This window comes from Pseudomonas sp. D4002 (assembly GCF_013385665.1).
In the GTDB taxonomy this organism is placed as follows: Bacteria; Pseudomonadota; Gammaproteobacteria; order Pseudomonadales; family Pseudomonadaceae; genus Aquipseudomonas.
Genome location: NZ_JACAPN010000009.1, coordinates 61,748 through 74,496, shown reverse-complemented (window position 1 = coordinate 74,496; position 12,749 = coordinate 61,748). Strand labels below are relative to the sequence as shown.

The following is a 12,749-nucleotide window of genomic DNA, read 5'->3' as shown; positions in this document are numbered from 1 at the left end:
GCAATGCCAACTCTCATCGAGTTACGCCCCAACTCTTTGAATATAAGTCAATACTTGGGCTGTTCAAATTCCTCCGGTCATGCTAAAACCTTCGAAGCGCTTTTCCTAGCTGCTTGAAAAAGAAGGGAAAAATATGACGAAGTCGGAGTTGATCGAACGAATTGTCACCCATCAAGGGCTGCTCTCATCCAAGGATGTGGAGCTGGCCATCAAGACCATGCTTGAGCAGATGTCCCAATGTCTGGCTACCGGCGATCGGATTGAAATTCGTGGGTTTGGTAGCTTCTCGCTGCACTATCGTGCGCCTCGTGTGGGTCGCAACCCAAAAACCGGGCAGTCCGTCAGCCTTGACGGCAAGTTCGTGCCTCATTTCAAGCCGGGCAAGGAATTGCGCGATCGGGTGAACGAAGACGAAGAAGAAAGCGTCTGAGTGTTTTTGGGGTAGGAGAAGGTTATGCGTGGGGTTAAGCGCGTTGTTCTGGTGCTGGCTATGCTAATTGTCGTGCTGGCAGTGTTGGGGTTCGTGCTGGAAAACCAGCAGGGCGCGTCTCTTTCATTCCTGGGCTGGGTGACCGGGCAGATGCCGGTGTCGGTGTTTGTGGTCGTGGCCTTGATAATTGGAATGCTGCTGGGACCGCTGTTTAGTGTCATCGTTGGGTGGGGCCGACGTCAAAAGTCCATGCCCGCAAGGCGTGGGTAGAGCTTCCATGGTTATTGTGTCACTCGCGAGCCGTTCGTCGGATTTTTCTGGTGTGGTGCGCATCAGTTACGTCGAGTGAACGGCATGTGGTAAGTCCGGCGGTACCACTGACTATTGTCTCGCGGCTACGAAATTTGCTTTTCTGTCCTTCTCGGACGGCCTATATAAGGGTTGCCCCTATCTGTATAGGAAGACTCCTACAGATATGTCAAGACTTGTAATATGTCAGTGAGATGGCAAAATGGAATCTGTTCTCGATAACAGGCATTTTGTGCGCTAAAGTCCGGCAGCGACGCTGGGTTTTTTCGGCCATATAACTAAAATAAAAATACACAATCTTGTCTGCATAACGAGCCCGCAGTTTCTCTTTGAAGGCAGGTTTTTGTTGTGAGTAGTAGCTTCCGTGCTCCCCCGGTTCGATCGTCCGACGAAATTGATTTTGTGCGACTTTTCGCGTCTGTCTGGCAACAAAAAAAACTTCTGCTTTTCGTCACTCTCGGGGCGGGATTGATTGCGGCGTCCTACGCATTTTTAGCTTCCCCTGTATATAAGGTCAGCACGGTTTTGCGGCCTGCGGCGATTAATGATTTGGATGCGCTAAATCGATCAGAGATATATCAGCTTCCTCCGGCTGACGCGCTCCTCAAAGTGGGCGCAGCGCTCGACTCTTATGATACGCGCCTGAGCTATTTCAAGAAAAACCAGAAGCTTTTCGAGAAATTTGTTCGTCCTGGGCAGACTCTGGAGCAGAGTTTTCAGGAGTTCAATCATGACTCTATTCGTTTGATTCTTCCTGATGCAGATAAGAAAAATTCGCTGAGTTCCTACATCAAGCTCGAGATGATGTATCCGAAAGGCGTCGACGGCGTCTCTATTCTTAATGGCTTTGTCGACTACGCTATCGAAAGTGAGCGCGAACGCGTCACGGCTGATTTGAATGTGATCGTTAAAAACCGTTTGAGGGAGCTTAAAGGCAAGCTCGATTCGGCTCGTTCAAACTACGATATTGAAAAAGAAGCCAAAATAGCGTCATTGCGAGAAGCTGACTCGTTGAAACGCGCGCAATTGCAGGATGAGTTGAAGGCGCTGCGTTCGCAGTTGAAAACCTTGCGTAGCGACCGTATTGCTCAGCTGAATGAGGCTATAGGGATTGCCCGTTCCCTGGGCATTCAAAAGCCGGCTACGCCTTCTTCACTTGGTGAGTCGGCCGTGACGAACGCTGGTAGCGTGATGCGTACTGAGGTGAACAACCAGCAGATCCCACTTTATTTTATGGGGGTAGATGCGCTTAAGGCTGAGCTTGCTGCATTGCAGTCACGCAAGTCGGATGATTTTACCGAGTCGCGCATCGCTCAAATCGCCAGGGAGCTTCAGTTGCTCGCATCCAACCGAGAGATTGAGGTCCTGGATGCTCGAAAAAATGAAGATATCTTTCTTGCCGGCGTTCAACCGTTGAGAACAGAGATTTTCCGTTTGAGTAGCCTGAATATCGACCTGGCGAAGCTGCGGCTGGTGAGTATTGACCAGCAGGCCCTTGAGCCGTTGGTTCCGTCGAGCCCGAATCGTCCATTGATCATTTTTCTTGGCCTGCTCCTGGGGGCGATTGTCGCGATTGGTATTGCGTTGGTCAGGCAGGCGTTACGTGCTGCTCGCGACAATGCAGAGCGCGATGGGCACGAGCCGGCAGGCTCACTTCTCCATTCGGTCGCTCAGTTGGATCGGCAACAAGAGCCTGGCAATAAGTTAAACCGAAAATAACTCCAAGGCCGTGAAGCTTTTGGCTTCACGCGTTTTCCCCTCGGGGCCGTATTTCTTGCTTTCATACGGAACCTGCATTACGTGCTTGCGCAACTGTGAACCGCCGAGGGGCATTCCTGGGTGGTTTCTCGGCTATCAAAAGTTACTAAGACTTTGCGTCGAGTCTTCATGGCGTTTCGGCATTTGATCTTTGTTTACTTGTGCGGGCGTCAAGCGTCCTGCACAGGTTTGTATTGTTGGTTTAATAGTTGATGGTGCACCGCCTAATACGGTTTGATGTGGATTTTTTATGTGCGGTCTCCAGGTTAATGGCTTATGGCTAGTATTGGTTCGGAATTTGATAAGGGCGTCCCGTTCGGCCAGGTCGGTCGTGCAGAGTGCGCCGGCGATTAGCAACGAGCTGCATGGCACAGTCGGGCGTGGGCCCAATTGCGATCTCGGATAGGTCGGGTTCCTGTGGGGCAATAACCAAAAGCCCAATTTCAATGAGAGGTTGCGACGCACCATTGCGGTGAAGCGACTCACCGCAATGGTGCGGTAAAACGTTGTCCTGTCCTGAACTGAGTGGGGGATGATGGGGTCTCATGGGGCGTGTGGTTGAGCCAGCCAGGCGTTATGTTGGCACGCTTGTTGATGATATGCTGCGCTGCAAAGCAGAGGCGGTTGCAGTTGGAGCGGCGAAAACTCGCTTGCGCGTAATCGGTAGGTCAGGCAGGGGCATGGCAGCGTTGCTGGTTTCCAGACTGATTCTCTGACTAAATAATGATATGGAATCGTTGGTAATCTAATGACTTTAAAGATCTTGAGTGTTTTCGGTACGCGACCGGAAGCTATAAAAATGGCTCCATTAGCTTTAGCGTTGAATGCAGATGAGCGTTTTGAGGCCAAAATCTGCGTCACGGGTCAACACCGTGAAATGCTGGATCAAGTGTTAGAGTTATTTAAACTTGAACCTGACTTTGATCTTAATATCATGAAGTCGGGTCAAGACCTTACCGACGTGACAACTGGTATTCTTCAGGGAATGAAAGAGGTCTTCCGGACTTATCGGCCGGATATTGTCTTGGTGCATGGTGATACCGCTACGACCTTTGCAACTACATTGGCGGCGTACTATCAGCAAATTCCTGTGGCTCATATCGAAGCTGGGCTTCGCACCGGAAATTTATATTCTCCCTGGCCGGAAGAGGCCAATCGAAAGTTGACGGGAGCACTCGCGCTTCTTCACTTCGCTCCTACTGAACGATCGCAACAGAATTTACTGCGTGAAGGGGTGTCACCTGACGCGATTCATGTGACTGGGAATACTGTAATCGACGCTCTGCTTGAGGTCGTACAGAAGCTCGAGACCAATGACCATTTAAAACAGAAGTTCTCCGAGCAGTTCGCATTTTTACCTGCTCAACGCCGCGTCATCCTTGTGACAGGGCATCGGCGTGAAAGCTTCGGCGATGGATTCGAAAGGATCTGCAGTTCGTTGGCTTCGATTGCCCATGAGTTTGATGATGTGGAGATCGTGTACCCCGTTCATTTGAATCCAAATGTCCGTGAACCGGTCAACCGTTTGTTGGCTGGTATAAAAAATATTCACCTCATCGAACCATTGGATTATCTACCTTTTGTCTATTTGATGAATCGGTCGTACTTGATTCTGACGGACTCCGGTGGTGTGCAGGAAGAGGCACCTTCTTTGGGCAAGCCCGTGCTGGTCATGCGGGACACTACCGAGCGGCCTGAGGCGATTGAGGCGGGTACCGTCAGATTGGTCGGTACAGAGAAGGACAAGATAGTTCACCACTTGCGTGAGCTTTTACTTGATCAAAAGGCTTACGAGGAGATGAGCGTTGCTCATAATCCTTATGGTGACGGTCACGCCTGCATGCGTATTGTTAATGCTCTAGCCACTTTCAAAAATTAAGGTTTGGTCATGGATTTTTCCACTATTTCTGTAATTGGTTTGGGCTATATCGGTTTGCCAACCGCAGCCGTTTTTGCTGCGCGAAAGTTAAAGGTCATTGGTGTCGACGTTAATCAAAAGGCCGTCGATACGATCAACGGCGGACAGATTCATATCGTTGAGCCTGATTTGGACATAGTCGTGCACGCGGCCGTGACCGAGGGGTATCTGCGCGCCAGTACACGACCTGAGCCGGCGGACGCCTTCTTGATTGCGGTGCCCACTCCTTTCAAGGACGGTCATGCTCCGGACCTTTCTTACATTGAGTCCGCAAGCAAATCCATTGCACCAGTATTGAAAAAGGGTGATCTGGTCATCCTCGAGTCCACTTCTCCCGTGGGTGCGACTGAAAAGATGTCGGCATGGCTGGCTGAAGCACGCCCTGACCTGACGTTCCCGCAGACCCATGGCGAGGCGTCGGACATTCGCGTGGCTCACTGCCCTGAGCGCGTGCTTCCCGGTCACGTGTTGCGCGAGTTGGTACAGAATGATCGCGTCATCGGCGGGATGACCCCCAAGTGCTCAGAAGCCGCCACACGTCTGTATAAATTGTTTGTAGAGGGCGAGTGCATTATCACCAACGCCCGAACAGCAGAAATGTGCAAGTTGACCGAGAACAGCTTTCGCGATGTGAATATTGCCTTCGCGAACGAATTGTCGATGATATGCGATAAGTTCGATGTCGATGTGTGGGAGCTTATCAAGCTCGCCAACCGGCACCCTCGCGTCAATATCCTCCAACCAGGACCTGGCGTGGGTGGGCATTGCATCGCCGTCGACCCTTGGTTCATCGTGAGTCAGGCTGAAGGCCAGGCGAAACTGATCCAAACTGCACGTGAAGTCAATGACTCAAAACCGTCGTGGGTTATGGAGAAAGTTGATGCTGCTGTGGCCGATCATCTGTCGAGTCACCCCGGGAAGTCGGAAAAAGACATTGTTATCGCGTGCTTCGGCCTGGCATTCAAACCTGATATTGACGACCTGCGGGAAAGTCCATCTCTGGAAATTACGAAAAATATCTCAAGCCGGCACGCCGGGAAGGTTATTGTCGTAGAACCTAATATTGATTCTCTGCCTGCGACGTTGCCGAACGCTGAGTTGTGCACAATAGAAGAAGCGTTTGAGCGCGCGGATGTCTTGTTGTTACTGGTGGATCACAAGCCATTCAAAAGTGTTTCTTCTTCACTTCTCGAGGGTCGCCGGATTGTTGATACCCGGGGAATCTGGCTTGTATGAAAATTCTTCCGGTTATTATGTCTGGAGGCTCGGGAACGAGACTCTGGCCGCTTAGCAGAACTCTTTACCCGAAGCAGTTTCTGGCAATTTCGGGGCGGGAGACGTTGTTTCAGCAGGCGATTGCCCGACTGTTGAAGATTGACGGTCAAGGCTCGGATTTATTGGCTCCATGCATCGTTGCCAACGATGAGCATCGTTTCCTGTGTCTCGACCAGATCCGGGAAATGAACGTTTCTAAAGCTGTTGTCATTCTTGAACCGGTAGGACGCAATACGGCCCCTGCGCTTACGTTGGCGGCGCTTTATGCGCGCGATGAGGTGGGAGAGGAGATTGACCCGGTTCTGGTCGTTGTCCCGGCCGACCAGATGATTCTCGATATTCAAGCTTTTACTGACACGGTCAGTAAAGCGGTCGATGTTGCGAAAGACGGCAGCATTGTGATCTTGGGGATTACGCCTGATCGCCCTGAGACGGGTTATGGTTATATCCACTCGGCAGATCCCTCTACCGTCAAGAGGGTGGATGCGTTTGTTGAAAAGCCTGAGCGGACAACCGCAGAAAAATACCTGGAAGATGGAAGCTATTTCTGGAATAGCGGTATTTTTGTGCTGCGCGCGTCAGTCTGGTTGAAAGCACTGGGCGCGTTCAGAAGTGACATCTTCGATGCCACTGAGGCCGCGTGGAAGGGCCGAGTTGAAGATAATGGGTTTATTCGACCACAACTTGACGCGTTTTCCCTGATACCGCCTGAGTCGATTGACTATGCCGTGATCGAGCATTGCGCGAAAACGCCTTCAGCTGGCCTGACGTTGAAAATGCTCACGATGGATGCCGGTTGGTCTGACCTTGGAGCATGGGATGCTGTTTGGCGTTCGAGTGAAAAGGACGAAAAACAAAACGCTACCCATGGCGACGTAATAATAGACTCCAGCTCCAATACATTGGTTTACGCCTCTCACCGTTTGGTAACGGCCGTGGGGCTTGAAAATATTGTTATCGTCGAGACGCCTGATGCCGTATTGGTTGCGGATAAAGATCGTAGCCAGGGTGTGAAGGCTATTGTCGAAGCGTTGAATATCAAGGCCAGGCCAGAATCAAAGCTTCATCGTCGTGTTCATCGCCCATGGGGCTGGTACGACAGCATAGATTCGGGCTCGCGCTTTCAGGTGAAGCGGATATTGGTGAAGCCGAAAGCAACCTTGAGTTTGCAGAAGCATTACCATCGGGCGGAGCATTGGATTGTTGTGTCTGGCACCGCTGAAGTCACCTGTGAAGATCGTGTTTTTCAGCTGAACGAAAACCAGAGTACTTATATCCCTATTGGCCATGTTCATCGCCTTTCCAATCCTGGCACCATTCCTCTTGAGATCATAGAGGTGCAGTCGGGAACGTACTTGGGTGAGGATGATATTGTTCGATTTGACGATACCTATGGACGTGTTTAAGGCTTAAATTTTTAGGAGTTGTACAGATGCAGAAGCATGCGCTGGTTACTGGTGTTACAGGTCAGGATGGGGCTTACCTTGTCGAACTGCTGCTGTCCAAGGGTTATAAGGTCTATGGCGCCTATCGCCGCACAAGTTCTGTAAGTTTCTGGCGATTAGAGGAACTTGGTGTTTTTGGGCATGATGATCTTCATCTTGTCGAATTTGATTTGACTGATCTCTCCGGAACTATTCGTTTAATTCAGAATTGCGCCCCGGACGAGGTTTATAACCTGGCGGCTCAAAGCTTCGTAGGCGTTTCCTTCGATCAGCCAATTACAACCGCGCAGATTACCGGAGTCGGTGCGCTTAATTTGCTCGAAGCGATCCGAATAGTAAATCCGAAGATTCGTTTCTATCAAGCTTCGACATCTGAAATGTTTGGGCTGGTACAGGCTGTTCCTCAATCTGAAAGCACGCCTTTCTACCCACGCAGCCCTTACGGTGTTGCGAAGTTGTTTGCGCATTGGACAACCATCAACTATCGCGAATCATATGATATTTTTGCCACCAGCGGCATTCTGTTCAATCATGAGTCTCCTCTGCGAGGAAAAGAGTTCGTTACTCGTAAAATTACCGATGCTGTCGCCAGTATCGAAATGGGCGAGCAGCAAGTGCTGGAACTCGGAAACATGGATGCCAAGCGAGACTGGGGTTTCGCTAAAGAGTATGTAGATGGCATGCACCGGATGTTGCAGATCGACACACCGGAAACATTTGTGCTTGCTACCAACCGTACTGAAACCGTTCGTGATTTTGTTGCCATGAGCTTCAAGGCCGTAGGGGTTGATATCGATTGGTCTGGAAGTGGCGAGAACGAATTCGGCGTTGACCGTCGTACCGGCATCACCCGGGTAAAAGTTAACCCACGCTTCTATCGACCCGCGGAAGTCGAGTTGTTGATTGGCGACGCTTCGTTTGCAAAAGAGCGGTTAGGCTGGAAACCAGAAACGACGCTGGAGCAACTGTGCCAGCTGATGGTTGAAGCTGACTTGAGAAGGGTTCGCAATGGCACTTCAAAGTAAAGATCGCACAGTACTGATTACAGGGCTCTCGGGTTTTACTGGAAAGCATTTGGCGCAAAGCCTCACCAAGGCCGGCTGGCGGGTTGCCGGCCTTGGTGGGGAGCGCCTGGCCTGTGAGTTTGACCACTTGGATGCGGACCTGAATGACACGGCGCGACTCAGTGGTTGGATAAAGCAGGTTCAGCCCACCCATGTTATTCACTTGGCCGCGCTGGCGCATGTCACCAGCAGCGATGCCTTGTCATATTACCGAGTCAATGTATTGGGTACAGAAAGCCTTCTTAATGCGATTAAGGAGGCTGAGGTGGTCGTTGAAAAAATCATCATTGCGAGCAGTGCAAACATTTACGGGAACGCTATTTCATCGCCCATTTCAGAAAGCAGTGAACCGCAGCCCGTTAATCATTACGCACTGAGCAAGCTGACGATGGAGGCCCTTGTCCGCAAGTGGTTTTCTCGTATGCCTATATTGGTGGTACGGCCATTCAATTACACTGGACCCGGCCAGTCGGAGTCATTCGTTTTCTCCAAGATCGTGGGCGCATTTGCCCGTGGAGAAAAGGAGCTCAGATTGGGCAATCTGGATGTATCCCGCGACTTGTCTGATGTCGGTTTTGTGGTGGAGGCCTATTCAAGGCTGTTGACGTCCAATCAACGTGGTGAGTTTATAAATATCTGCTCGGGGCGCAGCATTTCCTTACTGAGCGTGATTGATGAAATGGAACAGATTGCAGGTTATCGGCCAACGATAACAGTTGATCCTGCCTTTGTCAGGGAAGATGAAGTTAAAGAGCTTTATGGTAGTCCGGCCAAGCTCTTTGATGTGGTAGGTGAAATTAATGTGCCTAGTTTGCACGATACATTGCTGTCAATGTATCAGCAGAAGGCACGTGTTTAATACGGTTGGCAAGTAACGGGTTGGTGCACTGTGCGTATATGTTTTTTTGCTAATATGTCCGCTCACGCTAATTGGCGCGAGATGTTTGATAAAGTTGAGTTTTATCGGGTTGATATTCGAATTCTCAAGGAGCTCGGACACGAAGTCGTTCTGTCCGGGACGCCGGGCACATTAGATTGGAAAGCGGATCTCTATTTTTGTTGGTGGTGGGGGCATTCGCCGCTTCCGTTGCTCGCCGGAAAACTCCGTCGTCGGCCGGTAATTGTAACTGGGGCCTTTGACTACTCCACCTGCCGGAAAGAAATCCCGGGTCTGTGTTATCTGGACCGTCCGCTATGGCAGAAGGCAGTGCTGCGTACCTCGCTGTTATTAGCCGATCGAAACCTGTTCATCTCAAGATCGGAGTGTGAGGAAGTCACAACCAACCTGCCGGTGAGAAACCCCGTGTACGCAACGCTGGCGATTGATACAGATTACTATTCTCCTGGCGAGCTTCCGGCGGTTGGATCGAATTACTTTTTTACGGTGACCTGGACCAGTCGTACGAACGCCATTCGTAAAGGGCTGATTCCGACGATTGAGGCGTTTGCAAAGGTTTCGGCTAACGCAAGTCATCTTCGCCTGGTTGTTGCTGGCAAACATGGTGACTACCTGCAGGAACTAAAAGACCTGGCGCAGCGCCTGGGTGTGGCAGACAAGGTGGAGTTTGTCGGGATGATTTCCGATGAAGAAAAGCTGCACCACTACCGCAATTGCCTGGCCTATGTTCAACCAACGCTCTATGAAGGTTTCGGGCATGCGATCGGCGAAGCGCTGGCGTGTGGCGCGCGAGTGATCACGTCGCCTCGGGGCGCGGTGCCTGAGGTCGCGGGTAACTTCGCTTACTGGGTTCAACCAGATAGCCAGGAAGAAATTGCTGCGGCCATGGAGACGGTTGTCGCCACGCCGACTTGCGCTGAAGATGCCAAAGCCAGGCATCAGTGGATTTCTTCCAATTATTCCATCGCAGCTCGTCGTGTGGCGCTTAAAAATGTCCTGGATTCCTTGTCGCTGGTGAAATAAAGGAGAGCTTCGTTGATAGTGTTTATAAAGATTCATGGTGGTAGCGTGTGTTGAATCGTCTGATCAGCATGTTTGAAAGTTCGAAGCTGTTACAGCTGATTGTTATTACTGCCTGTATTCAAGGTGGGGTAATAATAAGTCAGTTTTTGATCACGCCTTGGGTTGATCCGTCGGTCGTCGGTGTGGTGCGCTCGCTGGAAACAATTATTGCTCTTGTCGTACTGGCAGGAAGTTTGGGCATGCAAAGCATCGCGATTCGCGATACGGCGGCGAGTCATGGTACTTCTCGTCAAAGTGAAGTGCTTCGGCAAGTGTTTTTGTTGGTCGGGATCGCTTCAGGTGTCGTGATTGCTGGTATATACGTCGCGCATGAGTTTGTGCTGACCTCTGCGATTAGTTCTTATGTTTTTACAACCTGTGGCTTGGTGCTGTTGACTAATTTGCTTCGTGTAACGACTGGCTTTGCTCAGGGGGCGAAGGCGATACGCGAGATCTACTTCGTTCTGATGCTGGTTACCGGGGCGGGCGTTATTCTGCATGTTGTATTGACGAAGTTGTATGGTATCCAGGGCTGGATGGCCGCTCGTTATCTTGGTGAGTTCTTTTGTCTCGCTGCCGTTTGGTGGAAACTGCGAGCGCATATCTTTCTGGCGCTTGATTTTCGCCAGGTGAACGGGCGCGAATTAATGACAACGGCCAAGTCCGGTGTCATTGTCAATGCCAGCCTGTTTGTTCGTCTGTTGGTGGATAGTCTGCCTGTCCTGATGTTGACTGCTTATCATGTGAAAACCGACGAGATCGGTTTTTTTGGTATTGCTATATTGAGCCTTATTCTTGGCTTGCTGCCATTGGCAATCATTGCACAAAGGGCCCTTCCTGAGTTGGTCGAGGTCATCCATGATAAAAGCGAGTTGCGCGAAAGGTATCATGCATTCTCAAAAAGCATGTTAAAGATCTCATCCACGGTTGCTTTGCTGTTGATCCTTTGCTCTTGTATATGGTTGGTGTGTGTGGGCGGTGTTTATAAGCAGACGGCCATGTATATCATTGTGTTGGCGTTGACTTTGCCCCTGAAGGCTATGGCTCTTGCTTGCGGTACAATACTGGTCGCATTGCGTGTTTTTAGTTTAAGCCTTAAAACCAATATTGTAGAGGGCTTGCTTGTTCTTTTAATTCTATACGTCGGTATCCCTGTTTTGGATGCTTGGGCTGGCGTTTTGGGGTATGTGGTTGGTGCTGTTTTGTCCGCCGTGCTGCTTCTGATTGCGGTGAGAGTCCGCCTCGCTGATTTATGACCCAAGAGGTTGATACCTTGGAAGAAAAATATTTAGGGCCTGAGCACTTGCGAGTCCCGCTTGAAAAAAAAGCGTTTGATTGTTTTGGCGTTGGCTTTTTCTTTTTGGTGATCTGGTTTGCAGGCGTTATTGTCCCATTATATCCCTTTATCATGGGGTTTGATGGGTTTAGTCAGTTTTGGGAGTTTGCCTTTTTCGATAAGCAGAGTTCTATTGACTATGCCATTTTGCTGTATGCCGGGGCTTTGATTTTTGTTTTGATGGGGTGTTGGTTAGGACGGAAAACGCATTTTAATTTTCCCGTCGGGATACGCTACATAGTAAGTCCAAGGATTTTTTCGCAACGAGCCTTAGGTTTTTCGTTAGTGGCGCTGCTGGCGTTTACAACTATTCTTGTAATCCTAGGCGGGGTCTCGGGGTTGCTTCAAGGTGCCAGTGACAGGATAAGGGCGTTTGCAGGTTTGAACGGCTTGTTCCTCTTGGAGAACTTGCTGCTCTCTGTCTCGCTGGCCTGGTATATACGGTTGACCCGTGCCGGGAAGAAGTCACTTTCCGAGCGGTTTTGCTTCTGGTTATATTTTTTGGGCGGTTTGTTTATTTGCGCTCTCCAGGGTCAGAAATCGACAATTTTTATTATCGTATTGTCGCTGATTATAGTTCGGCATTACCGCGTTAAGCGTGTCAGTCTTGTAAAAGGAGCGGTGCTTGGGGTGGTGATGTTTGTTTCGCTGATGACCTATCACCTGTTTAAGCAGGAGTTTCTCGCGACAGGTAGATTCTTTTTCATTAACGAAGATCAAGGTGTTTTCCTGTCGTTCATTCATTTTTTGGCGACTCAGTTTACGGGTAATCTAATGCAGTTGCAGACCATGACTGTGCTCATAGATGCTATGCCCGAGAGGCTGGAATGGCAGAATGGCACGACGCTGCTGATGGTTGTATTGATTTTAATACCTTCGGGTCTTTTCCCGAATAAGCCACTTACCGCAGCCGGGGTGTTTACAGGTGCCTTTTGGCCAGATAAATGGCTCATGGAAGGTACGACATTGCCGCCAGGTATTTTTGGTGAGCTTTATATGAACTTTGGCACGCTGGGCGTACTATTCGGCGGTTTTCTTCTTGGCGTTATAGGTGGGCGGCTTTATGGCGCAGTTGTCTATAACCCTCAAAGCGACCGAGCGTTAGGTCTTTATGCATTGGCGATCGCCTCCCTGCTTCACCTTTTTCGAGGGGAATTGGCGTCGGTCGCTCTTCTCATAGCGTCTATATGGCTTCCTTTTTTATTCTTGAGCTCAAAGCGCGAAGAGCCAGTCAATAACCCAATCTAGAGAAAC

Annotated in this window: 11 protein-coding genes; all 11 read left to right on the top strand. The window is 50.1% G+C overall.

Annotation, left to right across the window (positions count from 1 at the left end; all coding sequences use genetic code 11):
- Positions 1–133: 133 nt before the first annotated feature.
- The 11 genes from ihfB to HX824_RS02850 all read left to right on the top strand — a co-directional run bounded on the left by ihfB (position 134) and on the right by HX824_RS02850 (position 12,743).
- On the top strand, positions 134–430 hold the full coding sequence (gene ihfB / locus HX824_RS02900) for an integration host factor subunit beta (protein WP_008437689.1): 297 nt from the start codon (positions 134–136) through the stop codon (positions 428–430).
- Between the two features lie 24 nt (positions 431–454).
- Positions 455–700, top strand: a complete 246-nt coding sequence (locus tag HX824_RS02895) for a lipopolysaccharide assembly protein LapA domain-containing protein (protein WP_008437692.1) — start codon at positions 455–457, stop codon at positions 698–700.
- Between the two features lie 387 nt (positions 701–1,087).
- Positions 1,088–2,458, top strand: a complete 1,371-nt coding sequence (locus HX824_RS02890) for a Wzz/FepE/Etk N-terminal domain-containing protein (RefSeq protein ID WP_177008095.1) — start codon at positions 1,088–1,090, stop codon at positions 2,456–2,458.
- A gap of 787 nt (positions 2,459–3,245) precedes the next feature.
- A complete protein-coding gene (wecB, locus tag HX824_RS02885; RefSeq protein ID WP_177054113.1) occupies positions 3,246–4,376 on the top strand; it encodes a non-hydrolyzing UDP-N-acetylglucosamine 2-epimerase in 1,131 nt (376 codons plus the stop codon).
- 9 nt (positions 4,377–4,385) lie between these two features.
- Positions 4,386–5,651: a UDP-N-acetyl-D-mannosamine dehydrogenase gene (gene wecC, locus HX824_RS02880; RefSeq protein WP_008437696.1), complete on the top strand. Its 1,266-nt coding sequence runs from the start codon at positions 4,386–4,388 to the stop codon at positions 5,649–5,651.
- Positions 5,648–7,096: a mannose-1-phosphate guanylyltransferase/mannose-6-phosphate isomerase gene (locus HX824_RS02875; RefSeq protein WP_008437697.1), complete on the top strand. Its 1,449-nt coding sequence runs from the start codon at positions 5,648–5,650 to the stop codon at positions 7,094–7,096. Before wecC ends, HX824_RS02875 begins: the two co-directional genes overlap by 4 nt.
- Positions 7,097–7,122: 26 nt before the next feature.
- Positions 7,123–8,160: a GDP-mannose 4,6-dehydratase gene (gene gmd, locus HX824_RS02870; RefSeq protein ID WP_008437698.1), complete on the top strand. Its 1,038-nt coding sequence runs from the start codon at positions 7,123–7,125 to the stop codon at positions 8,158–8,160.
- Positions 8,144–9,058 (top strand): GDP-mannose 4,6-dehydratase, encoded by a 915-nt coding sequence (locus HX824_RS02865; protein WP_008437699.1) that lies wholly within the window; start codon positions 8,144–8,146, stop codon positions 9,056–9,058. The genes gmd and HX824_RS02865 overlap by 17 nt, the downstream gene beginning before the upstream one ends.
- A gap of 81 nt (positions 9,059–9,139) precedes the next feature.
- The gene (locus HX824_RS32475) at positions 9,140–10,120 is read left to right on the top strand and encodes a glycosyltransferase (RefSeq protein ID WP_250884715.1); all 981 of its coding nucleotides are present in this window, start codon (positions 9,140–9,142) and stop codon (positions 10,118–10,120) included.
- Positions 10,121–10,167: 47 nt separating this feature from the next.
- A complete protein-coding gene (locus tag HX824_RS02855) occupies positions 10,168–11,415 on the top strand; it encodes a hypothetical protein (protein WP_177019488.1) in 1,248 nt (415 codons plus the stop codon).
- Entirely contained in the window at positions 11,412–12,743 is a 1,332-nt protein-coding gene (locus HX824_RS02850; protein WP_177028743.1) for an O-antigen polymerase, read from the top strand. The genes HX824_RS02855 and HX824_RS02850 overlap by 4 nt, the downstream gene beginning before the upstream one ends.
- Positions 12,744–12,749: the final 6 nt, after the last annotated feature.